Annotated in this window: 23 protein-coding genes and 1 other RNA gene; 10 read left to right on the forward strand and 14 right to left on the reverse strand. The window is 60.1% G+C overall.

Going from position 1 to position 25,847, the window contains the following annotated elements:
- The first annotated feature begins 106 nt into the window (after window positions 1-106).
- From ACFSDX_RS07605 to ACFSDX_RS07625, 5 genes are all read left to right on the forward strand, one after another.
- Entirely contained in the window at window positions 107-1,348 is a 1,242-nt protein-coding gene (locus ACFSDX_RS07605; RefSeq protein ID WP_382312679.1) for a metallophosphoesterase, read from the forward strand.
- Between the two features lie 69 nt (window positions 1,349-1,417).
- Window positions 1,418-2,119 (forward strand): hypothetical protein, encoded by a 702-nt coding sequence (locus ACFSDX_RS07610; protein ID WP_382312680.1) that lies wholly within the window; start codon window positions 1,418-1,420, stop codon window positions 2,117-2,119.
- A gap of 108 nt (window positions 2,120-2,227) precedes the next feature.
- Window positions 2,228-2,926 (forward strand): carboxypeptidase-like regulatory domain-containing protein, encoded by a 699-nt coding sequence (locus tag ACFSDX_RS07615; protein ID WP_382312681.1) that lies wholly within the window; start codon window positions 2,228-2,230, stop codon window positions 2,924-2,926.
- 168 nt (window positions 2,927-3,094) lie between these two features.
- Complete coding sequence (uvsE, locus tag ACFSDX_RS07620; protein WP_382312682.1) at window positions 3,095-4,210, forward strand: UV DNA damage repair endonuclease UvsE; 1,116 nt, start codon at window positions 3,095-3,097, stop codon at window positions 4,208-4,210.
- 36 nt (window positions 4,211-4,246) lie between these two features.
- Window positions 4,247-4,591, forward strand: coding sequence for a hypothetical protein (locus ACFSDX_RS07625; RefSeq protein ID WP_382312683.1), 345 nt, complete (start codon window positions 4,247-4,249; stop codon window positions 4,589-4,591).
- Between the two features lie 105 nt (window positions 4,592-4,696).
- On the opposite strand, the gene ACFSDX_RS07630 is transcribed toward ACFSDX_RS07625, so the two are convergent.
- The 5 genes from ACFSDX_RS07630 to ssrA form a co-directional block, all read right to left on the reverse strand.
- The gene (locus ACFSDX_RS07630) at window positions 4,697-5,122 is read right to left on the reverse strand and encodes a hypothetical protein (RefSeq protein WP_382312684.1); all 426 of its coding nucleotides are present in this window, start codon (window positions 5,120-5,122) and stop codon (window positions 4,697-4,699) included.
- A gap of 201 nt (window positions 5,123-5,323) precedes the next feature.
- Window positions 5,324-5,665 carry a hypothetical protein gene (locus ACFSDX_RS07635; protein ID WP_382312686.1) on the reverse strand — a complete coding sequence of 114 codons (342 nt, stop codon included), beginning with the start codon at window positions 5,663-5,665 and terminating at the stop codon, window positions 5,324-5,326.
- 238 nt (window positions 5,666-5,903) lie between these two features.
- Window positions 5,904-6,296, reverse strand: coding sequence for a hypothetical protein (locus tag ACFSDX_RS07640; protein ID WP_382312688.1), 393 nt, complete (start codon window positions 6,294-6,296; stop codon window positions 5,904-5,906).
- Between the two features lie 800 nt (window positions 6,297-7,096).
- Complete coding sequence (locus tag ACFSDX_RS07645) at window positions 7,097-7,399, reverse strand: hypothetical protein (protein ID WP_382312689.1); 303 nt, start codon at window positions 7,397-7,399, stop codon at window positions 7,097-7,099.
- Window positions 7,400-7,800: 401 nt separating this feature from the next.
- Window positions 7,801-8,172, reverse strand: a transfer-messenger RNA (tmRNA) gene (gene ssrA / locus ACFSDX_RS07650).
- Between the two features lie 294 nt (window positions 8,173-8,466).
- Between ssrA and ACFSDX_RS07655 the strand changes: the two genes are divergently transcribed.
- A complete protein-coding gene (locus tag ACFSDX_RS07655; protein WP_382312690.1) occupies window positions 8,467-10,521 on the forward strand; it encodes a DNA polymerase III subunit gamma/tau in 2,055 nt (684 codons plus the stop codon).
- 80 nt (window positions 10,522-10,601) lie between these two features.
- On the opposite strand, the gene ACFSDX_RS07660 is transcribed toward ACFSDX_RS07655, so the two are convergent.
- The 3 genes from ACFSDX_RS07660 to ACFSDX_RS07670 form a co-directional block, all read right to left on the reverse strand.
- Window positions 10,602-11,495: a 1,4-dihydroxy-2-naphthoate polyprenyltransferase gene (locus ACFSDX_RS07660; protein ID WP_382312692.1), complete on the reverse strand. Its 894-nt coding sequence runs from the start codon at window positions 11,493-11,495 to the stop codon at window positions 10,602-10,604.
- Window positions 11,496-11,609: 114 nt separating this feature from the next.
- On the reverse strand, window positions 11,610-12,185 hold the full coding sequence (locus ACFSDX_RS07665) for a glutathione peroxidase (protein ID WP_382312693.1): 576 nt from the start codon (window positions 12,183-12,185) through the stop codon (window positions 11,610-11,612).
- Window positions 12,186-12,254: 69 nt separating this feature from the next.
- Window positions 12,255-14,429, reverse strand: coding sequence for a transglycosylase domain-containing protein (locus ACFSDX_RS07670; RefSeq protein WP_382312694.1), 2,175 nt, complete (start codon window positions 14,427-14,429; stop codon window positions 12,255-12,257).
- Between the two features lie 149 nt (window positions 14,430-14,578).
- Between ACFSDX_RS07670 and purB the strand changes: the two genes are divergently transcribed.
- Complete coding sequence (purB, locus tag ACFSDX_RS07675) at window positions 14,579-15,910, forward strand: adenylosuccinate lyase (protein ID WP_382312695.1); 1,332 nt, start codon at window positions 14,579-14,581, stop codon at window positions 15,908-15,910.
- A 39-nt stretch (window positions 15,911-15,949) separates the two neighbouring features.
- Here the strand turns inward: purB and ACFSDX_RS07680 are convergent, their stop codons facing one another.
- Window positions 15,950-16,681 carry a LuxR C-terminal-related transcriptional regulator gene (locus ACFSDX_RS07680; RefSeq protein WP_382312697.1) on the reverse strand — a complete coding sequence of 244 codons (732 nt, stop codon included), beginning with the start codon at window positions 16,679-16,681 and terminating at the stop codon, window positions 15,950-15,952.
- Between the two features lie 344 nt (window positions 16,682-17,025).
- Here ACFSDX_RS07680 and ACFSDX_RS07685 point away from each other — a divergent pair, with 344 nt between their 5' ends.
- The 3 genes from ACFSDX_RS07685 (at window position 17,026) to ACFSDX_RS07695 (ending at window position 20,157) form a co-directional block, all read left to right on the forward strand.
- Window positions 17,026-17,214, forward strand: a complete 189-nt coding sequence (locus ACFSDX_RS07685) for a hypothetical protein (protein ID WP_382312698.1) — start codon at window positions 17,026-17,028, stop codon at window positions 17,212-17,214.
- A gap of 24 nt (window positions 17,215-17,238) precedes the next feature.
- The gene (locus ACFSDX_RS07690; RefSeq protein ID WP_382312699.1) at window positions 17,239-18,903 is read left to right on the forward strand and encodes a DUF5723 family protein; all 1,665 of its coding nucleotides are present in this window, start codon (window positions 17,239-17,241) and stop codon (window positions 18,901-18,903) included.
- A 144-nt stretch (window positions 18,904-19,047) separates the two neighbouring features.
- Window positions 19,048-20,157, forward strand: coding sequence for a glycosyltransferase family 9 protein (locus ACFSDX_RS07695; RefSeq protein WP_382312700.1), 1,110 nt, complete (start codon window positions 19,048-19,050; stop codon window positions 20,155-20,157).
- A 20-nt stretch (window positions 20,158-20,177) separates the two neighbouring features.
- On the opposite strand, the gene ACFSDX_RS07700 is transcribed toward ACFSDX_RS07695, so the two are convergent.
- The 5 genes from ACFSDX_RS07700 to ACFSDX_RS07720 all read right to left on the reverse strand — a co-directional run bounded on the left by ACFSDX_RS07700 (window position 20,178) and on the right by ACFSDX_RS07720 (window position 25,623).
- Window positions 20,178-21,314 (reverse strand): glycosyltransferase, encoded by a 1,137-nt coding sequence (locus ACFSDX_RS07700; RefSeq protein ID WP_382312702.1) that lies wholly within the window; start codon window positions 21,312-21,314, stop codon window positions 20,178-20,180.
- 96 nt (window positions 21,315-21,410) lie between these two features.
- Window positions 21,411-22,385 carry a glycosyltransferase family 2 protein gene (locus tag ACFSDX_RS07705; RefSeq protein ID WP_382312703.1) on the reverse strand — a complete coding sequence of 325 codons (975 nt, stop codon included), beginning with the start codon at window positions 22,383-22,385 and terminating at the stop codon, window positions 21,411-21,413.
- A complete protein-coding gene (locus ACFSDX_RS07710; protein ID WP_382312704.1) occupies window positions 22,378-22,908 on the reverse strand; it encodes a DUF4199 domain-containing protein in 531 nt (176 codons plus the stop codon). The genes ACFSDX_RS07705 and ACFSDX_RS07710 overlap by 8 nt, the downstream gene beginning before the upstream one ends.
- Before the next feature lie 42 nt (window positions 22,909-22,950).
- Window positions 22,951-23,508, reverse strand: a complete 558-nt coding sequence (locus ACFSDX_RS07715; RefSeq protein ID WP_382312706.1) for a DUF4199 domain-containing protein — start codon at window positions 23,506-23,508, stop codon at window positions 22,951-22,953.
- A 51-nt stretch (window positions 23,509-23,559) separates the two neighbouring features.
- Window positions 23,560-25,623 carry a BatA domain-containing protein gene (locus ACFSDX_RS07720; protein WP_382312707.1) on the reverse strand — a complete coding sequence of 688 codons (2,064 nt, stop codon included), beginning with the start codon at window positions 25,621-25,623 and terminating at the stop codon, window positions 23,560-23,562.
- Between the last annotated feature and the right edge of the window lie 224 nt (window positions 25,624-25,847).

Here is a 25,847-nt window from a genome sequence, read left to right on the forward strand (position 1 = left end):
GCGCAAGCCAGCCCAAAAGGTAAAGCAAAAGTTCGGGGTGCGCGTCAGCCGCCCTAGCTTGCGGCGGGCCAACTCTAGTGCCCGGCCGCCCGTTTGGCTTACCACTATGCGCAATCCCGTTCTGCTTTGGAGTCTTTTACTGGCCATATTGGTGGCCGAGGCGTATGGCTACGTGGCCGTGCGCACCGCTTTTGCGCCCACTGCGCCCGATGGGCGGCGGGGCTTTGCCCTCGGCTACTGGCTGCTCACGCTGGGCGTGTGGGCGGTGGGCATCTGGGCCGTGTTCACGCGCCACAAGGGCGAGAGCGAGCTAAAAAGCTACCTGTTTGTGCTGCCGCTAGCGCTGCTGGCGGCCAAGTTCGTGGTGATGCTGCCACTGCTGCTCGAAGACCTCACGCGCCTCGGGCGGTGGGCGGCGCGGGGCTTTAGCAGCCCGGCACCCACCGCGGGGGCGCCGCTCACGCGCAGCGAGTTTATCAGCCGGGTGGCCCTGGGGCTTGGTTTGGTACCGCTGCTGGCTATGCTCTGGGGCATGGTGCGCGGCAAAACCGACTACACCGTGCGCCGCGTGGTGCTGCGCTACCCCAACCTGCCGGCTTCGTTCGAGGGCTTTAAGATTTTGCAAATCTCCGACCTGCACACTGGCTCCTTCAACGGCAACCCCGAGCCCATGCAGCGGGCCGTGGCCATGATAAACGCCCAGAAGGCCGACCTCATTGTGATGACCGGCGACCTGGTCAATAACGTGGCTACCGAGGTCGAGCCGCACATTGCGGCGCTGGCGGGCATCACGTCGGAGCTGCCCATTTTCTCCATCCTCGGCAACCACGACTACGGCGACTACGTGCAGTGGGAGAGTCCGGCGGCCAAGCGCGCCAACCTAGAGCGCCTGGCCCAGAACCACGCCAAAATCGGCTGGAAGCTGCTGCTCGATGAGAGCCACACCATCCGGCGCGGCACCGACGAGCTAGCCGTGCTGGGCGTGCAAAACTGGAGCGCCCACCCGCAATTTCCCAAGCACGGCAAGCTGGCCCAGACGCACGCGGCCAGCGGCAACGCGCCCTTCAAGCTGCTGCTCTCGCACGACCCCTCGCACTGGGAGGCGCAGGTGCTCGATTACAAAGACATCGACCTCACGCTCAGCGGCCACACCCACGGCATGCAGTTTGGCATCAACCTGCCCTTCTTTAAATGGAGCCCCGTGCAGTACTCCTACCCGCAGTGGGCGGGCCTCTATGAGCAGGGCCGCCAGAAGCTGTACGTGAACGTGGGCCTGGGCTACCTGGGCGTGCCAATGCGGGCCGGCTTTCTGCCCGAAATCACGGTACTGGAGCTGCGCCGCGCCTAGGGGCGGGGAAAAGAAACCTCGGCGCTACTTTTCCGTTAAAGCGGCCCACACCCTATTTCTTCGCTTGTCATGAAAAATTCCTTGTTGCTGCTCGCGGGCGCTGCCGCCCTGTCGCTCGCTTCCTGCTCGCAGGAGAAAACGACCGAGACTACTACCACTACGTCGGCCGGGGCCACGGCTACGCCCGACACAGCTGCGTACCGCACGCGCTCGAACCGGGTTTCGGAGAAGTTCATCACGGACATGAAAATCACCGACCCCGCCATGCAGGGTAAGATTCGCACGGCTTACTACAACCGCTCGAAGCGCTACAGCGAAATGACGAGCAAATATGCCACCGACACTACGGGTATGGCCGCCGCTATGCGCCAGTATAATGCCGATACCGACACCGAATTTCAGGGCGTAATTACCGACCCGACCCAGTACCAGTCGTACCAGTCGTCGCGCTCGACCTACGACGAGTCGAGCTACATGGACGATGCTTCGTCGGCCAACACCGCACCGGCTGACAACTCGGACGCTACGTCGGCGTCGGCTTCGACCGACATGACCTCGGGCGCAGCCGTAAAGGAGTCGAAAACCAAGATGGAAGACGGCTCTAAAATCAAGCTCAAGGATGACGGCACGGTAAAAGTCAAAGGCGAGCCAACCGATGGCGCGGCCTTGAAGGACTCGAAAACCAAGCTTGAGGACGGCACCAAAATCAAAATCAAAGGCGACGGCACCGTGAAGGTGAAAGACGCCAATGGCGAGAAAACCAAAATGTAAGCGCTGTTTTAGCCTTGCTAGTCTATAAAAAGCCTGCGTCTGCAACGACGCGGGCTTTTTTTGGTTATTTCGGTAGCAGCTTTGCAGTCTTATTGCGTTAAGTAATCCGTGCGCTCCCGTTTTATCAGTTTTCTGTTTCTACCCCGCCTAGGTCTGCTGCTGCTGCTTGCCGGCGGCCTGCTGGGCAGCCGGCAGACGCGGGCGCAGGCCGGCGCCCCCAACCCCACGGTGCGCGTGAGCGGCACGGTGTCGGCGGCTGGCACCCGCGAGCCCATTCCAGGGGCTACGGTGCAGGTGCAGCGCACGCGCCGGGGCGTGGCCGCCAACGTGGAGGGCGACTTTCTGATAACGGCGCTGCCCACCGATACGCTCCTGTTTCGGGCCCTAGGGTTCAAACCCAAGCGCTTTGCCCTCAACGGCACCACGCTCTCGCAGCTAGGGGTGCAGGTGGCGCTGGTGCGCGATTCGGTGAAGCTGACCGAGGTGAAGGTGACCGCCGACCGCCCCGACCGCGCCAGCATCAACCGGGCACTGCGCAATATCAAGCGGCCCGCGCCGCCCGTAGTGAAGGTGCCCAAGCGCCCTGCCAAGCCCAAGCCGCTCTTCGCCGTGGACTCGACCGCCCCTAGGGCCGAGAAGCCCAACATCGCCGAGTCGAACGTGGACTGGCTCTACGACCAATTCTCCCAGGAGGGCAAGCAGCGCCGTAAGATGGAAGCCGTGAAAGCCGCCGAAGCCGCCGAAAAAGTCCGCCAGGCCCGCAGCCAATACAATAAGGCCTTCCGGGATAATCGGGGATACGAGTGAGTTTTAATGAGCAATTATCAATGAGTAATGAGCAGGCTCGTTGTTGGGCGCAAACGGCGGCGATATAATTAAGCTGGCTTATTGCACCGAGCAATGGGCTTGCTCATTACCCATTGATAATTGCTCATTGAAAACGCAGTGCCCGCTTCTCGCGTAAGCCGGAAGAACATGAAAATTGGTTATCCCTGCGTCAATGAGACGCTCGAATGCAGCGCGGCGCGCACCTTTCGGCTGGCTTCGTACACGCCTGAGCGAGTGGAAGAAGCGGTAGCGGCCAACTTGGCTTGCTTGCAGCAAATACTGGAGTGGAACGTGGCCCACGGGCTGCTTTTCTTTCGCATGGGCTCGGGCATCGTGCCGTTTGGCTCGCACGAAATCAATACGTTTCCGTGGCAAACGCACTTTGCGGCAGAGTTTCGGGCCCTAGGTGACTTCATCAAGGCGCACGATATGCGGATATCGTTTCACCCCGACCAGTTCGTGGTACTCAATTCGCCCGACGCGAACATTGTGCGCCGCAGCGTGGAGGAGCTCGTTTACCAAGGCTCGATGCTGGACTTGATGGGGCTTGACTCCACGGCCAAGCTGCAAATCCACGCCGGCGGTGCTTATGGCGATAAGGGTTCGGCGCTGGCGCGCTGGGTCGAGACCTTCCACACCATGGTGCCTGAGGCGGTGAAAGTGCGGCTGGTGGTCGAAAACGACGACCGCCTTTACAGCCTGCGCGAGTGTCTGAGCTTGCATGACGAAACGGGCGTTCCGATTCTATTCGACAACTTCCACCACGAGTGCCTCAACCACGGCGAGCCCATGCGCGAGGCCCTGCGCCTGGCCGCCGCCACCTGGCACCCCACCCGCGACGGCGTACTGATGATGGACTACAGCTCGCAGTCGGTGGGCGAGCGCAAGGGCAAGCATACCGATATGCTGGTGCCTGAGCTATTTCGCGGCTTCGTGACCGACCTAGATGGCCTGGATGTAGACATGATGCTCGAAATCAAGGACAAAGAAGCCAGCGCCGTGCGGGCGCTCGGCATCCTGCGCGAGCTAGGCGTGGCGGCGCCCGCCCCGGCTAGCTATGAGCCCCCCGTATTTGCTCCGCGCCCGGTACTCACCGATGCGGAGGGCAACCCTACGCCCGCTACCAAGCCGCGCAAAAAACCCGTTAAAGCTGCCACGGCGTCGGCAGCGGCAGACGAAGCTACCGTTACGGCTGCTACGGCCTCGCCCAAGCCGCGCCGCCCGCGCAAAGCCGCTACGCCTTCTCAAGATTTACCCAATTAACCACTACCCACGGCGCTCTTTACGCCGTTTCTCCCCATGAACGACCTCCTCAAAGCTACCGTCTCGGGCCTGCAAAACGGCCTCACCAGCCTGCCCCTGGGCTCGGCAATGGACAATACCGAAACCTGGCAGCAGCAGTTTTTGCAGAGCGGCCTGCCCGAGCTGCAAGACATCGCCCGCGAAATGGGCAACCTGCAATCGCTACTCAGCAGCGGCAGCTTCAGTGCCACGGCCATCGGTAACTCGCTGACCATGCTCGGCGACCAGACCAGCCAGGCAAGCCACCACGCCCCCGCCGACCTCAAAGACGACCTGCTGAAGCTGGCCGACACCCTACGCCGCCACGGCCACGAGCTGCTCGACCACGCCTCGGCCAAATAAGCCACTTAGGTGCTGCCGCGGCGCGTGCTAAGGCCACCACCAAAAACACCCCGCTTGCCAGGTATGGCGAGCGGGGTGTTTTTGTTTATTGCGCTACTGCTTAAGCTAGTAAGGGCCAGCCGGCGTGAGGGGCGCCTGCGCCGGGCGCCGGTAGTTTTGCAGTGCGTTACTGGAATTAGATACGCGACTGCGGGTTGGTACCACATCGCTCGACTGGCGCCGGCGCTGCTGTGGCATTAGCGGCTGTTCGCGCACGTCGGGCGCACTATTGGGCGAAAGCTCGGGCGTACCCGCCAGCGGCGCAGAGTCGATGGGCAGGCGACTCGGCTGCGCATCGTTGCTAGTGAGCGTGCGTTGCACCTGGGTAGGCCCCTGAATGGTACTTTGGTTGAGGGCCGGGTTCACGGGCGGCACCGTAGTCTGGTTTTGGGCACCACCCCGCATGGGAGCCGAGGGGTCGAAGGGCACCGTTTGGGCCCGCGCGAGGATAGGAACGGCACCTAGGGCTAACAGGAGTAACAACGTTTTCATAAGTAGCAGCTTGGGCTTAGTCAACTTAAATAATATACTTTTGGGTAGGCGACCTAGCTTGTAAACCGGCCGCTACCATGCAGGCTACCAGTATACGCAACTGGTGAAGCATTGTTATTGATAACCAGGTTTTTAACACAAAAAAAGCCGGCCACCTGATTGGGTGGCCGGCTTTCAAGCGAAGCGTTGGCTTAGCAAAAACTACATGGTGCCGGTACCGGTCGTCGTAGTTTTGGTCTTCTTCATTTCCTTGCGGCTGTTCATTTTAGACTTGCGGTCCATTTTGCTCATTTTGCCGGTGCCATCCATGGTGCCGGTGCCGTTCATCGAGCCTTGGCCCATGGTGCCATTCTGCATGGTGCCGGTGGTGCCGTTTTGCATCGTGCCGGTGCCGGTGGTCGTAGTACCGTTCTGCATGGTGCCAGTGGTGCCGCTCTGCATCGTGCCGGTGCCGGTAGTGGTGGTCGGCGTGGTTTGAGCGAAAGCTACAGTGCTAAAGCAAATGGCACAGGCAGCGGTCAGGAAAAATTTGGTGGTCTTCATGGCAATACTAATCTAAAAGTGGGTGGGTAAAGCAGCTAATTATAAGTAGTAGCTTAGCTCCTGCATCGGTATACGGTATTGCGCCAAATAAGTACGGCAATAAGACAACATTTTCCCGAAAAATAAATAACTTAACAAACAGTGAACCTAATGTGGCTAGCACTAAAAAGCCCGACCGCCAAAAGGCAACCGGGCTCTTTAACACCGCTATCCATAATAAGTAGCAGGTGGCAAGTACCTAGGGGCGCACCGTTTTGGTGGTGTTGGTGCGGCCGCCCGTGGTAGTGCGGCGCATGGCGCCCGGCGTAGCGGGGCTGTTCATTGGTCGGGTGGCGTCTAGGGTAGCGTTGGGGACGGTGCTAGTGCCCGGCGCGTATACAGTGCCGGGCGCGGTGCTGCCAACGGGCGTAGTCAGGGTGCCGTTGGTAGTGCCATTCAGCGTGCCGTTGGCGGCACCCGTGGGTACGGTACCAATGGTAGTGCCGGTTTGGCCGGGGGCCATCGTGCCGGGGGCAATGGGAGGCGTAGCAGCACCAGCAGCGCCGGGTGTTACGGGTACAGTTTGGGCAAACGCAGTAGTACTCAGACCTAACCCGAGGAGGGCGGCGAAGATAAATCCGGTGGATTTCATAGGTAAATTCAGGATAAATGAGAAACAGGAAGAATATCCTGCCGGGCAGCCTTGGCCAACCCGACGGGCTTCTGTTTACGGAAGCCCTTTCATTTGGTACATGAATTTTTGCTGAAGAAAAATGTGACCAGAAATCAACTTATACATTTTTGTTCATTAAATCTTTAGCAATCAGACAGATGAACACCCCTGGATAGAACTCAAAAAAACACAGTAAAAGCCATATCGTCATGCCTTACCTAGCTAAATTTACTGCCTAGCTAAATTCTCTATCGATATATATTATTAGCTTTCAAATTATTAGCAAAAGGCCAGTGGCTACCCGCAGGCAATCGGGCCATTCTCTAGGATGCTGTGCGCGTCTGGCCATAAGCAGAAGGTGCGAGTGCCTTCAGCAGCTAGTAAATCTTGGTTTCAGCGGCCGCTGCCGGCTACCCACAAAGCTTCAACCAGTAGCAGTAGCGCATAGTACCAGAGGCCCCGCCTGACGGCGAATGCAAGCGCTACTGAATTTAAGGCGAAGCCCTGCACCTTGCTTCGGCGAGTTGCCGCCCGTAGCTGCAGGGCCTTCGCTGCGCGCTGTTTCACTCACTCGGCAGCAGGCGCGGCTCATTGCCGTGGGCAAAGAAGCGGCAACCTGCACGGGGAGGTACAGTAGCCGCACGCCTGGTCTTTCGAAAAAAGCCTGGGTAATTCCGAACCACCCAACGCCGTGGGTTTACGTACCCTTGCAGTACTTCAGCAGCTACCACGCCACCGCCCATTGTCAAATGAAAATTTCGGCTTGGTCAGGGATTTAATTAGTCTATGACGAGCTCAGCCGCTCGCCACTTGTAGCTTTTATCCGGCAAGCGCTGGTATTCCCTTTGAAATGCTTCCAGGATGGGGCCCCTTATTTTATCCTCGTTGGAACAGCCGATGATACCACGCCCGAGCAGGGCAATAACGATGGTAGCCGGCTCTCTGTACTCAATATATTGGCTGAGCACTCGCATCTCCGCGAAGTTGGTCGCAATATGAAAACCGTCGCTATCTATATCTGGCGGCTTGACGTAGCGGATAGTTTTATTTTGATAAGCAACGTCATGAAATAGATACCACATCCTATTGATTCTTTAAGAATTCGGTACGCCTCGCGCTCACCAGAAGTTCCTTAGGAATGTTGTTTGGGCTCGCACCTCGCTGATTTATTGCGTACTATAATTTATTACGTTAGGCCACAATACTGTGCAGCTTTGGTAACTTAGCACCACGGCAAGGATTAAGCGCTGGCAAGCTGCTGGATAAATACCCTCCCCCCCCGGCCTTACAGATAGCATTTTGCCAGATTTGCCTGATGGGTAGACTTATTCGCAAGCCAGCGCCGCGGCCCACAGCGCCGGCAGTTTTGCCGGCAAGCGTGCGGGTTGCTGCGGCGTAGTCTGCTATAAAAAAACGCCCGGTTGGGTACGAAACTGGGTACAAAGCATAAAAAAAGCCCCTGGCAATACTGCCAGGGGCTTTTCAGTGGAGATGCAGGGATTCGAACCCTGGTCCAGACAAGGAAGCCAACGTGCTTTCTACGTGTGTATCTATGCTTGAATTTTCGAAGCGTTCCAGGCGCACATCAGGCCCTTGAAACTCCCTTAGCTGCAGTTGATTTTCGCCCCCGAATCACAGCTCTTCGAAGGCTAGTTTCTACTTACGACGCGCCGAACTCCCAGGTGTAAAAACCGACCCGGGCGGCACGATGGCAGTGCTTAGTTCTAAACTAGGCAGCCATGGCGTACGAATAGTCGCCGATTGTTGTTTGATAGATTTTTTGGCGGGAGAGCTTCCATCAACTCCCGACACGCTTACCCGCGACTTGCGCAAGCTGTCAATTCCGGTCATCCCCAAGTTAGAAAGAACGAGTTCCGCCTCCGAAGAAGCGGGGCGTAAAGATACGCGCTGTATGAAGTAAATGTTTCGGCGCGGCTTTTTGTTCCTTCGCTGTCACTGGTTCGGCCCGCCCGCCTAGGGGCCGGCGCTCGGCGCCCCGGCGGGCCCCCTAGGCGGCCGCCCGCCGGAAATTCTGCTGCCCCCAAAGTTGTTGTGGTAGCGGCTACTTAGCTGCTCGCCTGGGCGGGGCGACGGGCGGCGGGGCTGGCATTGGCCCGGCCGGCAGGGTATCTTTGTAGGAGTAGCACGTATGGAAAATTTTGTAGTTTCGGCCCGTAAGTATCGTCCGGCCACGTTTCGCAGCGTGGTGGGGCAGCAGCACGTCACCACGACGCTGCAAAACGCCATTCAGAGCCAGCACTTGGCGCAGGCGTTCCTGTTTTGCGGACCTAGGGGCGTGGGCAAAACCACCTGTGCCCGCATCCTGGCCAAGACGATTAACTGTACCAACCTCACCCCCGAGGCCGAGGCCTGCGGCGTGTGCACGTCGTGCGTGGCATTTCAGGAAAACGCCTCCTTCAACGTGCACGAGCTGGATGCGGCGTCGAATAACTCGGTCGAGGACGTTCGCTCGCTAGTCGAGCAAGTGCGCTACGCACCGCAGCAGGGCCGCTTTAAAATTTACATCATCGACGAGGTGCACATGCTCTCGAATGCGGCCTTCAACGCTTTTTTGAAGACGCTGGAGGAGCCGCCGAGCTACGCCATTTTTATTTTGGCCACCACTGAGCGCCACAAGATTATCCCCACCATCTTATCGCGCTGCCAAATTTTTGACTTCAACCGCATCAAGGTCGATGACATTCGGGAGCACCTGCGCTACGTGGCCGATAGCGAGCACGTGACGGCCGACGACGATGCCTTGCACCTGCTGGCCCAAAAGGCCGATGGCGGCCTGCGCGACGCGCTCTCGATGTTTGACCAACAGGTGACCTTTGCGGGCAACAACCTGACTTACAAGGATGTGTTGCAAAACCTGCACATCCTCGACTACGACTACTACTTCCGGCTGGTAGATGCGCTACTGCGCGAAAACCTATCGGCCGCGCTGCTGCTGCTCGACTCGGTGATGCAGCAGGGCTTCGATTTGCACAACTTCGTGGTGGGCACCGCCGAGCATTTGCGCGGCCTGCTCGTGTGCAAAGACCCCATAACGGTGCAGCTGCTGGAAGTTTCGGAGAACATCCAGCAGCAGTACGTGCGGCAGGCGCAAGCTGCGCCCTTGCCCTTCCTGCTCTCGGCCCTGAACCTAGTGAGCCAGTGCGACCGCGACTTCAAGCAAGCCAAAAACCAGCGCCTACACGTCGAGCTCACGCTCATGAAGTTGGCGTATCTCAACGGCGCCGTGCAGTTTGTGCGAGACTTGGCTCCCGCAGCTAGCGGCGAGGCTAAAAAAAAAACTAGCAGCCTAGGCGAGCCCGCAGTCGCGCCCGTAGCCCCGAGCAGCAATGGCCACATAGCCCCGGCAGCGGCTACCCCGGCGGCGGCGCAGCCGCCGGCCGCTTCTCCCGCTCCTACCCTACCCCAGGCACCTAGCCCGCAGCCCCAGGCCCCACACCTGGTTCATGCCCCCGCGCCGGCCGATGGCCCCGAGCCGCTGCCCGTCGAGAGCGGCGTAACCGAACTGCACGACACGCCCAGCATCGAGCCGGAGGCCACCGAGCCCGTGGCACCGCGCCACCAGGTGCGCGATACCGCCCCGCACGTCGAAACCGGCCGGCCGAGTATGCAGGGCCTAGAGCCCACCCAGCGGCCCACCGACGTGCGCCCCGGCACCGTACCCATGCCCTCTATGCCGGCGCTACCCAAGCTGCCCAGCCTAGGTGGCAGCCGCCTACCCGGCCTGCGCGATGTGGGCACGGCCGCTGCTTCGCAGGCCCAGGCCCCAAGCAATAAGAACCTAGGAGCAGAATCTGCCGCGCCTACCGGCCCGCTGCCACCCATCGCCCCCGAGCTATTACAAAGCGTGTGGCAGCAGCTTGTGGACGAGCGCCGCGCCCAGGACAAGATGGGCGACTACATGATACTCAATCGCCCTGTGGCCGCCGATGCCAACCACGTCATCACGCTGATGCTGGAAAACCCGGTGCAGGTGGTGCAGTTCAACGACTTCCGGGCCGAGTTCACAACCGAGCTGCGGCGGCGCACCGGCCACCCCGGCCTCTTGGTGCAAACGGAAGTGACCACGGCCGCGCCCACTGGCCGCAAGCTTTACACCTCTAACGACAAGTTTGCTTACCTAGCCGAGAAGTACCCCGCCTTGCAAGAGATGAAGCAACGCCTAGGGCTGGACGCGGACTTTTAGGTCAATGAGCAATCAACAATGAGTAATGAGCAGACCGCACAATTAGTCTGCTCATTACTCATTGCTGATTGCTCATTAAATTAAATAACTTGCCCTAGGCCAAATAGCAGCGTGAAGACCAAGGTACTCAGGGCCATTTGTTTGAGCAGCGGGTCGAGGTGCATCGACTCTTGGCGGGCCCACACCTGGCGGCCGTTGAAGAGGAAGAGCGGCAGGCTCAGCACGAACAGCCACTGCCAGAGCGAGTGGTAGTTGAGGGCCACGTAGACCACGGCCGCGCCCACGCCCAGCACCAGTAGCAGCCAGTGGTAGCGGCGGGCGTGCTGCGGCCCCAGCCGCACCGGCACCGTGATTTTGCCCGCCAATTTATCCGACACGATATCGCGGATATTGTTGACGTTCAGCACTGCCGTGGCAAAACACCCTAGAGCCGCCGCCGGCAGCAGCACCGCCAGCGGCAGGGTGCGCGTCTGCAAAAAGTAGGTGCCGCACACGCCCACGATACCAAAAAATAGGAATACCGACACGTCGCCCAGTCCGGCGTAGCCATACGGCCGGCTGCCCGCCGTGTAGTTCACCGCCGCCCAAATGGCGCTTAGCCCCAGCACAAAAAACGTCAGCAGCACCCACACCGCCTGAAAGCCCAGCGCCACCAGCAGCAGCGCCACGCCGCTCGCCAGCGCCGCCAGCCCGAAGCCCCACATGGCGCGCTTCATCTCGGCCGGCGTGATGGCGCCACTCTGCACGGCGCGTACCGGACCCTGGCGGTGCACGCTGTCAGCGCCGTTTTGCGAGTCGCCGTAGTCGTTGGCTAGGTTACTAAGTATCTGGAGCAGAATGGTGGTGAGAGCCGCCAATGCCACCACCGGCCAGTTGAACTGCCCGACTGACTTGGCTAAAAACCCGCCCGTGAGAATGCTGGCCAGAGCCAGCGGCAGCGTGCGGGGTCGAAACGCGGAAATCCAGGGAGACATTGGTACTGTTTGGCTATAAACTGTCATTGCGAGCGTAGCGAAGCAATCGCACCCAAACGAGCCGTCTAGGTGCGATTGCTTCGCTACGCTCGCAATGACAAGCGGGGTTTAATACTACTTGGTGATGTCGGCCACTAGCTCTTCGCTCAACGGCTTCACTTTGGAAGGGTAGAATTTTACCACCTGGCCCTTCTCGTTGATGAGATATTTGCAGAAGTTCCAGCTGGGGGCGTCGCTTACTGTGCCGTTCTTATCCTTGTCGGCCAAGAACTTATAGAGCGGCGTGGCATCGTCGCCCTTCACCGACACGGTGGAAAACAGCGGGAACGTGACACCGTAGTTCTTCTCGCAGAACGACGACACTTCCTCGTTCGAAGCTAGCTCCTGGTTGAAGCTGTTGGAGGGGAAACCTAGGACAACCACTTTACCAGCGTATTTTTTCGACAGTTCTTCCAGCTCCTTGTACTGGGGCGTGAAGCCGCACTTCGAAGCGGTGTTTACGATGAGGATTTTTTTGCCCTTGTACTTGCTCAGCTTCACGTCTTTGCCGTCGATGGTCTTCACGGTGAAATCGTACACGGTGGCGGGGGCGGCCGCGGTTTCGGTGGGGTTCATCGGGGCGGGCTTAGGGGTGATGAAGGCCAGGCTACAGGTAGCGGCGGCAACGAGGGCAAACGCGGTGAATTTCATGAGAGATAGTGAGGGTTGGGGATGATAAGCTGCTGATAACCAAAACCGGGCCGGGAAGTTTAGTGGCGGCTACGGGCGGGGAGCGGGAGCGGGCGTTTCGGTGCTGGCGGGCGGGGTGGTGCCCGTGGCGGGGGCGGCCGGCGCCGGCTGCGCACCCGTGTTTAGCAGGTCGATGAGGTTGAGCGGCGCGAACTGGGCCGTATCGCCGGGCTGCACCGAGCGAGTAGTGTCGCGGGCCGTCACGATGTACGTGCGGGCCGGGCCGTTCAGATTAACCGAATAAGACAAATTATTGTGTTGGCTGCTCGTAATCAGGCCCTTCTGCTCCATGAGTTCGGAGATGAGACGGAAGAACCAGCGCGTGGGCCCGCGCAGCCCGCCGTAGCTATTGAACGACTGCCGGTAGTACTTGGGCTTCGGAATGATGCTGATGAGGTAGAGGCTTTCGTCGAGGTTGAGCTCGCTGGGGCGCTTGCCGTAGTAAAACAGGGCCGCTTCCTTCACGCCGTACACGCCGCGCTTGCCGCTGGGCCACTTGTACTTAGTGGGCCCCCACTCCACGATGTTGAGGTAAATCTCGAACATGCGCTCCTTAGTCAGCGTCTTGGTGCGCTCGACCAGCCAGTTCTCGATGAGCCACACAATAAGCATTTCCTCGGCCTTGCGGCCGATGGTTTTCTGGCGGTTCAGGAACACGTTTTTGACCAGCTGCATGCTCAGCGTGCTCCCGCCGCGAGCAAAACGCCGCTCCTTAATATCGGCGATGGCGGCGTTGACAAACGCCTTTTCCATGAAGCCGTGGTGGGTGAAGAACCTAGGGTCTTCCGACGTTAGGATGGCCTTCCAAAGGAAGGGCGACACCTCGGCGAAGGGCGTGAAATCGGGGTTACTCGGGCCCACCATGAAGGTGCGCAGCGAGTCGCTCTTGTCGTTGTAGGCCGTGAACGGAAACTCGCGCTCTACCATGCTCAGGTCTTCGGCCCCGAAGCGGGTGATGCTGAAATCTTTGCTAGGTGTCAGCGACGAGCTCAGCTTGAGGCTATCGACGTGCGCCATATCTACGCTGGCTTGCAGGTGGTAGCTAAGCGTACCCTTGCCTTTGGTGCCGGCCACCACGTCGAACGCGCCGGCGGGCAGCGAGTTGAAAAAATCGTTGGTAGCCGTGGGGTCGGAGTCTACTTTGAGGCTAACGGCTAGGCGCGGCTTGAGGCGCACCGCGATTTCGGGGTGCACCACAATCTGGTTGAGCGTGGCGCGCGTGCCAGGGTCAAGCGAGAGCGTGCCGCGCCCTAGGGTGGCCACGAAGGCCAGTTCGCCCCGGCGGATTACAATGTCTTCGGACGACAGGCGCTTGTGGAAAAAGCTGAAGTTGCTGGCCGCCACCGAGCCGCGCACCGTAAGCTGGCCGCCGGTCTGGTCGTCGCTTTTAAAGTCTTTGCCCGCCAGCTGCACCCGGATGGTATCGAACGACACCAACGCCCCGAAGCGGCGCGCCACGTAGGGCACCTGCACCGAGTTTTTGACGCCGAACAGCTTGAGATTGGTGGCGTAGTCGCTGGGCTCGATGGTGCCGCGCACGCCCAGCTCATTCACCACCGAGTCGACCACGGCCGTGAGCTGGCCGCGCACCTCGCCGTCCTCGAAGCTGAGGCGCGGCATGGTGAGCTGCACGTGGTGGCGCGGGCTGGCGTAGGTGACCACCGACTGCCGAAAATCGGCCTCGCCCGGCACGCTGCCGAAGCCGGCATCGAGCACCTGGTTGAGCAGCAGGCCGTAGTTGCGACCTAGGGCCGTGTCGCGGCGCACCACGGGCGTCTTGCTTTTGCGCAGCAGGAAGGAGAAGTTGTTGGCCCCGCTGGCAGCTTTGTGCGCCATGAGGTGCATCCGGTCGATGCGCAGCTCGCTAAATACCGGCCGCCCCGCAAAGAGCGAGCGCACGCTCAGGCCCGCTTGCAGGCGCTGGGCGGTGAGCAGCGTGTCGCCGGCCGCACCGGGGCCAGCGGCGGCCGTGGGCACGAGGCTCATGCCGCTGATTTCGACAGTGCTGAAGCCCGTGAAACGGGCTGGCCCCAGGGTGAGGGTGGCCGGGTACTTGCGCTCGACGCGGGTTTTCACCTCGCCCAGCGCGTAAGTCAGCAGTTGCTGGCGCTTCCACAGGAAGATGAGCACGGCCAGCAGCAGCACGGCCAAGAGGCCGCCCACCGTGTATAAGATTCGTTTTTTGGCAATCACGGATAAACGCATTGCTACAAAGGTAAGATAGGGTTTTGTTGTGCTTGGTGCAAATACCGGATGCTTTCAGTAATAGCGCCCGGTCCCTGGGTGAGCGGCGGGCGGCCGCTAGCTTTGCAGCGCCTACGCCGCTAGGCCCCATTAGCCCCGCACTCACGCCCATGCTCACTGCCCTTTCACCCCTCGATGGCCGCTATCAGCGCCAAACTGCCCCCCTAGGTCCCTACTTTTCGGAGTTGGCCCTGATGCGCTACCGGGTGCAGGTGGAGGTTGAATACTTCATCGCGCTCTGCAAATTGCCACTGCCCCAGCTGGCGGCCGTGCCAGCCAGCGTGTTTCCGGCCCTGCGCGGGCTCTACGAGCAGTTTGGCGAGCCCGAAGCCCAGGCCATTAAAGCCCACGAGGCCGTGACCAACCACGACGTAAAGGCCGTGGAGTACTACCTACGCGACGAGTTCACGAAGCTGGACCTAGGCAACTTCTTGGAGTTCATTCACTTCGGCCTCACTTCGCAAGACGTGAATAATACGGCTATTCCGCTGAGCCTCAAGGAGGCAATGAATACCGTGCTGCTGCCGCGCTTTGCGCAGATACAGGCACAGCTGGCGGCGCTGTCGGCGGGCTGGGCGGGCGTGCCCATGCTGGCGCGCACCCACGGGCAGCCGGCTTCGCCCACGCGGCTGGGCAAGGAGCTGCAAGTATTTGAGGCGCGGCTGGCTGGGCAGTTGACGCTGCTGCACCAAGTGCCCTACGCGGCCAAGTTTGGGGGCGCCACGGGCGGCTTCAACGCGCACTTTGCCGCCTATCCCGGCACCGACTGGCACGCGTTTGCCCAGCAATTCGTGAACGACACCCTAGGGCTCACGCGCACCTTCCCCACCACCCAAATCGAGCCTTACGACAACCTGGCAGCGTTTTGCGACGGCTGGAAGCGCATCAATACCATTCTCCTCGACCTGTGCCGCGACGTGTGGCAGTACATTTCGCTGGGCTACTTCAAGCAGACGCTGAAGGCCGGCGAGGTGGGCTCGTCAGCCATGCCGCACAAGGTTAATCCCATTGATTTTGAGAACGCTGAGGGCAACCTAGGTGTGGCCAACGCCCTGCTCGAGCACTTCGCCGCCAAGCTGCCCATCTCGCGCCTGCAGCGCGACCTCACCGACTCTACGGTGCTGCGCAACCTGGGCGTGCCCCTAGGTCACATTCTCATCGCCTTCGGGGCCATTGGCCGCGGCCTGGGCAAGCTGGCGCTCGACGAAAGCGCCCTGCAACGCGACCTCGACGCCAACTGGGCGGTGCTGGCCGAGGCCATCCAGACCATTCTGCGCCGCGAAAACTACCCTGACCCCTACAACGCCCTCAAGCAACTCACGCGCACGGGCGAGGCCATTTCGGCTGCCACCATCGCCGAGTTTGTGGAAGGCTTGAAGGTGCCGGAAAGCGTGAAAGCCGAGCTGCGCCACCTCACACCGGCCAACTACGTGGGGCGCTAGGAAGAAAGTAGCTTGGACGCGCAGCGTCCAAGCTACACCCTAAATCAGGTCGAAGGCGCGCGCGTATTGGCCTAGCTCGAACTGCGACTCGGCCCGGAGCTTCTGGCGCAGGTTGCGGCGGTGCGTTTCGATGGTTTGGGTGGAGAGGAACAGCTCGGTACCGATTTGGGGCGCCGTGTGGCCCAGCGCCAGCAGGCGCAACACCTCGCGCTCGCGGCGCGTGAGGGAGGCGAAGCGGGGGGCGTGCTGCCGCAGGAAATTATTTTCTTCCAGCAGCCGGCTCACTTTGTGCGTCACGTGGTGGAGCGGGTCGATGGGGCTGGCCGTGGTAATCAGCAGCAAAGGCCCGCGCGCGGCATCGCGCAGCAGCACCCGCGTGGTAGAGAAGTACCAGGTGTACTCGGGGTTTTCGGTGGTGCGCACCTGCTGAAAAAAGCTGACCACGCACATAGGGTCGTCTGAGCGCAGCATTTCGTACACGCGGGGCATGTAGTCTTGAGCATCGACCGGGTTAAAAAAGCGCTGGTAGTAGTCGCCGCCGAGCGCTTGCAGAGCGGGCAGCGAGATTTGCAGCAGCTCCAGGCCCCGGCGCGACATGTACTCGACCCCATCGGTGAGGAGATTGTGCACGATGGTGACGCCGGGGTGCAGGTCGGCGGTGGCCGCTACCTCGGCCACCGCCTGCCCTATACTGGCCTGCTGCGCGGCGGTAGCCGGCAGCAACCGATTGGGAGGGCCGAGAAGTACGACAGGAGTAGCAGTTACGGTCATATAAGTGAGGGTATTGCGGCAGTGAAGCATCTACTGACAAAGCACTTTTAGCGGCTCCCGGGCACCGGTTGATGGTCCTCGAAGCTGATTCAGCCGCCTACCACCACGTAGCCCGGCTACCTGCCCCTACCACCACACCCGCAAAGCCGCCAACAAGATAATACTGGGAGCCACCGCTTGTTGCCACTGCTAAAAAATACCTGGTTCCGGGTATTGCCGGCTGGGCGCCGCCGACAGTCAGATAGCTGATAACCTGTTAAATACCTATTACTAGGTATTGTGATTCGATGAATGAGTAGGGAACTTTGAATATATAATTTACTCTCTCCTTTAGCCGCTTCAGTATGAATACATACCTTACTACGTACCCGGCACCTTCGCTCGGCCGCTGGCTGGTAACCCTGGCCGGCAGCCTGCTGCTGCTGGCGCTGGCCTACGCGCAGGCCCCCGACCCCGCCGGCGCGCTGGGCCTGGAACTGCCAGACGCCCGCTCGCTTGCCAGTAGCCAACCGGCCCCGCACCCCCACCGCTAGGTGGTAACCTACCGCTGCGCACCCATGCGACTCTACCCGACCCTGCTGCCCGGCGCCCGCGCCGGCGCGCTGCTGCTGGGGCTACTTGCCGCCCGGCCCGCCGCCGCCCAAGGCTGGCTGGGCCTCGCCCAAAGCAACTACGGCGGCACCCACGCGGCCTACCTCAACCCGAGCGCCATTGCCGACGCTCGGCACCGGGCCTACCTCAACCTAGGGGCGGCCAATGCCAATTTTTACAACACGTATTTGCAGCTCGACTTGCCCCAGCGGCCCTGGGCCAAGGGCTTCGCTTTCCAGCGCGAGTACCTGCGCGAGCAGCTAACGGGCAACGCCCACGCCGGTAGCGCCAGCGCCGAAGTGCGGCTGCCATCCCTGATGCTGGCGCTGGGGCCGCGCTCGGCCATTGCGCTCAGCAGCCGGGTGCGGGCGTTTGCGCAGGTGCGCAACGTCAGCGAGAACCTGGCCCGGCTGGCGCGCCACGGCCTCGGCGACGCGGGCAACCTAGGGCTGGCCAACCGCCTGCTCACCGACAATACCTTCGACGCGGACGCCAACAGCTACCACGAATTTGCCTTCACCTATGCCCGCACGTTCACGCCCAATAGCACGCACTTTTTCAAGGGCGGGCTCACGGTCAAGTACTTGGTGGGGCTGGGCGGCGGCTACGTCCACAACGCGGGCACCGACTTGCAGGTGTACGGCCGCGACAGCCTCCAGCTGCGCAGCCCCCGCGTGAGCTACGCTTACACCGGCGATGACTACTACCAGCAAAGCGGTTTTGGGGTGGGCACGCTCTACGGTGGCCAAGGTATCGGCCAGGGCTACGGCGCCGACCTAGGCCTCACCTACGAGTGGCGGCCCGACTATGAGCGTTATCGCTACCCCATGGACGGCACTGACCTACCCGACGACACCCGCAACAAGTACCGCCTGCGGGTGGGCCTAGCCCTCACCGACCTAGGGGCCGTGCGCTACCGCCACGCGCAGTACGTGCGGCAAGCCACCTTGGCCGACGGCCGCACCGTGCAACTGGGTCAGCTCGATACCATTTCGTTTTCCAACCTCGCCACCCTCACGCCCACCATCGAGCGCCTGGTAGGGTTGCGCGAGCAAAGCAACCAGTTTACGAGCTACCTGCCTGCCACCCTGCGTCTCACGGCCGACTACCGCCTACTGGAGCACGTGTACGCCGGCTTGCTCTGGACGCAAAACCTGCTGCCCGCCCGCACCATCGGCAGCCGCAGCCTCAGCTCGCTGGCCCTCACGCCGCGCGTCGAGTTTAGCCGTTTTGAGGTGGCCGTGCCCGTGGTGCTGGCCAACAACTACCGCCAGTTGCACGTGGGCGCCATGCTGCGCGTGGGGCCGCTCATCGTGGGTTCTGACAACCTAGGGGGCCTGGTGGGCCTCACCGGGGTGAGCGGCGCCGATGTGTATTTCGGCCTGGGCCTGGCGCTGCATCGCCGCCACCGCAAAGACCGCGACGGCGACCTGGTAAGTAACAAGTACGACAAGTGCCCCAAGGAAAAAGGAACCTGGGCGCAGCGGGGCTGCCCCGCGCCAAGCCCCGCTGCACGGCCGGCGCCGGCCCTGCTTGCTACCCCAGCCATGCCCGCTGTGCCGGTCGAGCCCGCCACGCCCGCCGAGCTGGCCCCTACCCCACCCGCCAGCCCGGCGCCTACTACCCCTTAGCATTCGCTTTATTCTCTTGCACTTCTCTCCCAGCTCTGAAAATAAACTTCTCCCCGTGCGGCGGCCCCGGCTATTTCCCTTGCTTTGACGAGGGCGATGGCCGGGGTCACCTATTTTTGGGGCTTGCCACTTCATTCTTGCCGCGTGCCTGAGTTCCTTCACGACATCCCCGTTCGCCCCGACTGCCGCTTTTTCCGCGGCGACCTGCCCTGCCGCCCCAACAAGGAGCACGGCTACATGTGCGGCGATTGTCCAGTTTATGAACCGGTTACGAAGCGCGTGCTACTCATCAAGCTCGGGGCCATTGGCGATGTTATCCGCACCACGCCGCTGCTGCGGCGGCTGCGGCAGGAGTATCCGGGCTGCTACATCACCTGGCTGACCATGACGCCGGCCATCCTGCCCCAGCAGCAGGTAGAGGAGATTTTGAAGTTCGACTACGCCAGCGCTTTGCAGCTGCAAGCCCGGCAGTTCGACATCGCCATCAACCTCGATAAGGAGAAAGAAGCCTGCGCCCTGCTGCTCAACGTGCAGGCCGAGCAGAAATACGGCTACACCCTGCGCCCCTACGACGGCGGGGCGTGGCCCATCAACCAGCAGGCCGAGCACAAGTACCTCACCGGCATCTTCGACCAGCTCAGCATCGGCAATACCAAGCCCTACGTGCAGGAAATTTTCGAGCTCTGCGGCTTCGATTTCCGGGGTGAGGAGTACGTCTTCGACACCCACGAAGACAAGGGGTATAATTGGAGCGCCCTGCCGCCCACCAGCGCTGGCCCCCGCATCGGCCTCAACACCGGCTGTGGCGACCGCTGGACCACCCGCCTCTGGAGCACCGAGAAGTGGATTCAGCTCATTAAGGAGCTGCAAGCCGCCGGCTACGCGCCCGTGTTGCTGGGCGGCGAGGCCGAGCACCCCCGCAACCTGGAGCTGCAAGCCGCGACCGGCGCAGCCTACCTAGGTACCTTCCCACTGCCCCAGTTCATCAACCTCATGCACCAGATGCAGGGCGTCGTGACGCAGGTGACGATGGGCATGCACATCAGCATCGCCCTCGGCAAGCCCACTATCCTGATGAACAACATCTTCAACCCGCACGAATTTGACCTCTACGGCCGTGGCCAACTCGTGGGGCCCAACAAGCAGTGCGTGTGCTTTTACCGCGGCACCTGCCGCCTGGGCACCAGCTGCATGGAGGACTTGCCGGCCGAAAAGGTATTTCAAGCCGTGCTTGAAAGCGTGCCCTTAGGGTAGTCCGGGGTTCAGGTGCAGGGTTACGGCCGCTTGGCCGCCACTTCCTTGAGCGCCGCCACCATCACCTCCCACGAGAATTTGCGGGCCTCCTGCCGCACGCCGGCCGCCAGGGTTTCTTCGCGGTCATGGGCGTAGAAATCAACCAGCGTGTCGGCAATGGCGGCCGGTGTCGGCGGCACCACGTAGCCTACCACGCCGTGGGGTATCAGCTCGGCCAGCCCGCCCACGTCGGTGACCAGCATGGGCCGGCCAAAGTGATACGCCACCTGCGACACGCCGCTCTGCGTCGCGTTTTTATAGGGTTGAATGACCATGTCGGCCGCGCTGAAATAATCGGCCACCCGCTCGTTAGGGATAAAATCGGTGGCCCGCACTAGGCGGTTTTCTAGGTGGTGTTTTTTAATGAGCGCCTCGTACGGGGCGGCGTCTTCGTAAAACTCGCCGGCGATAATGAGCTTCACAGGCAGCGCGGCTACCCTAGGGTCGGCCAGCGCTTCCAGCAGCACATCGAGGCCCTTGTAAGCCCGGATAAACCCGAAAAACAACACGTACCGAAACTGCGCGGGCAGCCCCAACGCCGCCAGCGCCTCGGCCTTGGGCTTGGCCGGGCCAAAGTTGTCGTAGAGCGGGTGCGGCCGATACAGCGCGGGCTTGCCAGCGTAGCCTAGGGCCTGCAAATCAAGGAGTACGCTCCGGCTCATGGTCACGAACCCGTCGCAAGCACTCAGAAAGTAGCGCGTCAGTGGGCCATCGCCGGGCCGTTTCTCGTGCGGAATCACGTTGTCGGTGATGGCTACCACCCGGGTGTGGCCATTGCCGCGCACCAGCCGCGCCACCGTACCGAGGGCCGGCCCCATAAAGGGCAGCCAGAATCGGAAGATGACCATATCGGGGCGCTCGCGCCGCAGTTTGCGGCCCACCTGCCACCACGTCAGCGGGTTTACCGAGTTGAGACTCACCTCAATGTCGATATCCGTGGGGCCCGGCTCGGTACTAAACTGGGTCTGCCCCGGAAACAGAAAATCAGGGTACTGCAACGAAAACGTGACGATGTGCACCTGGTCGCCCGCCGCCTGAAAGGCTCGCGCCAGCCGCTCATCGTAGGTTGCCAGGCCGCCCCGCAGCGGGTAGGCCGGGCCAATAATAACTACTTTCATTTAACAGGTACCATTTAACAACCAACAGTTTCACCCAACGCTCAGCAGCTCACAAAACATAGCTGTTGAATGTTAAATGACACCTATTAAATGACTTTACCGCAGCGTCTCCCGCACCAGATAGTCGTTGCGCTTCGGCCCGTTCAGCTGTACCAGTTCACCTAGGAAGCCGGCCAGGAAGAGCTGCATCCCCACTATCACCGCCACCAGGGCCAGGAAAAACAGCGGCTGGTCGGTCACGTTGCGCGCTTTGAGGTTGTGGATGGCCAGCCACCATTTCTCGCCCACCAGCCACAGCGTCAGTATCGTACCGATAAAGAACGACAACGTACCCAACGTGCCAAAGAAGTGCATCGGCCGTCGCCGAAATTTCCCCACGAACGTGATGCTGGCTAAGTCCAGAAAGCCAAAAATGAAGCGCTCCAGCCCAAACTTGGTGACGCCGTATTTACGCTCCTGGTGCTGCACCACCTTTTCACCTATCTTCTTGAAGCCGTTCCACTTCGCGATAACCGGAATGTAGCGGTGCATCTCGCCGTAGACCTCGATGGCCTTCACCACGCGCTGGTCGTAAGCCTTCAGCCCGCAGTTGAAATCGTGCAGCTGAATGCCTGAGATGGCGCGCGTGGCCGCGTTGAATAGCTTGGTCGGCAGGGTCTTCGACAAGGGGTCGTAGCGCTTCTGTTTCCAGCCACTCACGAGGTCGTAGCCGTCTTCCGTTACCATGCGGTACAACTCGGGCAGCTCCTCGGGCGAGTCCTGCAAGTCGGCATCCATGGTGCACACCACTCGCCCTAGGGTCGCGGCAAAGCCCACGTTTAGGGCCGCCGATTTGCCATAGTTGCGGTTAAAGCGAATGCCCCGCAAAGCCATGTCCTGGCTCGCCAGCGCTTCGATTACCGCCCACGAGTCGTCGGTCGAGCCATCATCAATCAGGATAACTTCGTACGAAAGCCCCCGCGCCGTGAGCACCCGCGCTATCCAGCGCGTGAGTTCGGGCAGCGACTCAGCTTCGTTTAGTAAAGGAATCACGATGGAAATCTCCACCGGGAAGGCAGACAGCTTATTCAAATTCAGGTTTCGGATTTTTAAGAACTGCTGACGTTATCAGCGACACTAGCAAGCCTAAAATCAGCCCGCCCACCAGCGCAATACCCACTAGGGCCGGGCCTTGCACAAACATAGCCGTCCAGTGCATGGCCTGGTCAATCTGGGCATCGGTCATATTACCCCGCGCCTCTAGGTCTGCCCGCCCTTTTTCCAGAATGCGCGCCGGCATTTCAGGGTCGATGAGCGCGACGTAGACGTAGGAGAAAATAGCGCTGAGTACCGACGACACGGCCGTTAGCACCATGCCAACCCCCAAGCCTTGCCCATAGCTCATAAAATCCCCATTGGCTCGGCGGTAGGCTTTTTGAGCCAGGATAACGCCAACAATGAGCACTACCAGCGTCAGCCACTTGGCAGGCGACTGCTCTAAATGGGTCACATTCAGCAAAAAGGAGATAATGACGCTCACCAGGCCGGTTAGCAGGCCATAGCGTAGGCCCACGCTGGTAGTTGTGGCGGAGGCTGGGGCAGTAGACGTTTGCATACAGAGAGTTTTGAGGGTGAAGGGAAATTTACTAGACCAAAACTATTTCCGAAAAAATATCCCACTTGGTAGCCCTACCACCATCCCGAGTAGCAACACCCTGGTAAACGTGCTCATGGCTAGGTCACGAATGGACAGCTCTTCCACACGTTGCACTTGCTGGGTTTCCAGCCGGGCATTACGTTTTTCCTTCGGAGTCTCGCGTTGCTGCACCCGCAGTATTTCTACCATTTCGGCCCGGTTGCGCGCCAGTGCCTTTTCGTCTACCCCGTGCGCCAGGCTCCACACGCTACCCGCCGCTATCAAGGCCGCCAGCAGCGCCGTCAGCCCCCCCACCGCCAATGAGCGGCCCACGCCGGGCAGCACAGGCGCAACAGTTCGCCGTAGCATCCATTGGCTCGCTATCACCGCGAACGGCACAAATAGCTGCCCTAGCAATTGCTTGGGACCAAAGGGGTTGTTACCAGTGAGTTGCAAAAAAAGCAGCCACAACGAGCAAAGCACCCCCACTCCCACGCCAAAGCGCAGCGCCAGCCGCCCCACTGCATCTGAACCCGAAGGTGTTTCTAACCCCGAAGGCGTTGTATTTGCAGGCAACATACGTTCATCAATAACCAGCCGGCAAGATACAACCGCCGCCCGCCGCCATCCCTAGGCTGCTACTGCACGCGGCAGCACAGTGGGTTTGGGCCGGCCAAATCGCAGCAGCATTCCCTCCGCAAACAAGCACGCCAGCGCGAGCAGCAGGCAGTAGCGCCACAAAGGATGGCCCGTTTGCTCGGCCCGGTAGCGTGCCACTGCCTCGGACTGCCCGCCATCCAGCACCCGCACATTAGGATGGTTTGGCCCAAGCAATGCGCGCAGCTCAGCCACCGAGTAAGCAGCTAGCTCCGATTCGTGCCGGTCGGCATTAAAAGCCAGCGTCGTCACTGATTTACCGCGCTGCTGGACCTCGTAAAAACCCGGCGTACTCATTTCCGCCGGAATACTAAGCTGCACGTCTGCTCCCTGGGCTCGCTGGGTCGGTACGAATACCGCGCTATCCCGCACCAAGCGAATACCCGGTTCTCCTTTGGTTTCTACAACGCTGCCAGTGACCCTAGGTAGTACCAGCGCCACAGAAGGGGCCGTCAGGCGATAAGCTGGCTGCTGATTACTGTCGTAGCTCAGCATAGCTAATCGATAAAGCACAGGCACAAACAGCGCATGAGCCGTAAAATCAGAGTAGGCTCGGTCAAACGGCGCCGCAAAGACAAATACCTTCCCACTGCCACTCGCAAACTCAGTGAGGTAACTATCACCGCCGCGCAGCCGCAAAATGTCCGTTCCATTGCGGCCCCAGCTCAACACGGGCGCGGCTTGCGGCATCGCTACCTGCCGGGGCTGAGCCCCAAAAACATCCTTAAAAAATGGCGTATTCCGGCTGGGTAGCGCCACTTCTTGTAATACCGGGGCAGTAGCAGCTGCCCCAACCCACTGCTCACCACCGAGCCCTAGGGCCTGAAAAAGCTGATGGTACGCGTCGCGGCCCAGCGTTTTACCAGCTGGCACTATAACTACACTGCCCCCACGCTTCGTCACCTGCGCTAGGGCTTGCCGCAACCCACTATCTATTTGCGGCAGCTCACTCACCAATACCAAATTAGCCTGCTGCAATTTGCTATAATTCAACTCTTGCGGCTTCGCAAAAGAATAGGCAAAAAGCGGTTCGTTAGCATAAGCCTGCTGCGCCAAAGGCGCCGAGCCTATCTCCACAACGCGAATCGATGCGGCGGGCTGTAGCGTGAAGTAGTAAGTATTGTCAAAGGTTACCGGCGCGTCTTCCGTAACCACACGCCCTAAGGCCAATTTGGTATCAGGCAGTTGCACCTGCACCACCGTGGTGGCAGTCTGCCCAGCCGCCACACTCGCGCGGAAAGCCGCCACCTGCCGCTGCCCCAGCAATACTTTCACTGGGCAATCAGCTATCTGCTCTACACCACCATTTCGCAACCGAATGTGCAAGCCTAGGTTGACCCGTGCTCTTACGAAGGCATCATCCAGCCAGACGCTATCTACATAAATATTACCGGTACCACGGCCAATCTGCGGCACAAGCACCACATTGCTATGCGTAGGCAACTCTTTTAGAAAGGTGCTACCTGCCGCACTTTTCTGAAAATCTGAAAAAATATAGAGTGGCTGCCCATTGCCGCCCAGTGTGCTTTGGTAAGCGCCAAAGTTATCCCAAGCCGTCTTACCCGCGGCCAATTGCATCTCTCCCAGCTTTGCTTTATATGCTACTTCGTTAAGCCTTCCCCCACGTTGCTTTAGCAAATCAAAGTGACCAATATTGCCATATGTCTTACCAAGCAGTTGGGCACTCATTATCGCTTCTTGCAATAAAGTCCCTTGCTGCATCGCAGGTACCTGCATACTAGGCGAATTATCTACTAGCACCGCGACAGCTTGCCCAACAGCGGGCTCAATACTCTCAGCTGGAATAAAAGGCTGACAAAAAATCAACACTAGGAATAGCACTGCTAACACCCTAGTCAGTAACACTATTAATTCCTGCAACCGGCGGCGCCGAACGGTAGTAAGCTCTACTGACTTAATAAACCCAGTATTCGTAAAAAGAACCCGTTGTGGCCGCCGCAATTGCAACAAATGGATAATTATTGGTATAGCTAGCGCTAAAAGGCCCCACGAAAAGATTGGATACAGAAAATGCATATACTACAGAGCGAGCCTCAGTTTTAGGCTGAGAGCTTAATACCAAAAGTACCTTATTTATTCTTTTTATCTGAAATAGTGTGGTTCATACCTTGCGCGAATAGCACCTCAGTAAGCATCCTCATCGCTCACTTAGAAAGCACGTGAAACGCAAAAGTCCCCTGCCGGTCGCTGGTGAAAGCGACGCGACAGGGGACTCACGTGTAAAGTTGGCGGCGACCGAC

This window comes from Hymenobacter bucti (genome assembly GCF_042681145.1).
Lineage (GTDB): Bacteria > Bacteroidota > Bacteroidia > Cytophagales > Hymenobacteraceae > Hymenobacter > Hymenobacter bucti.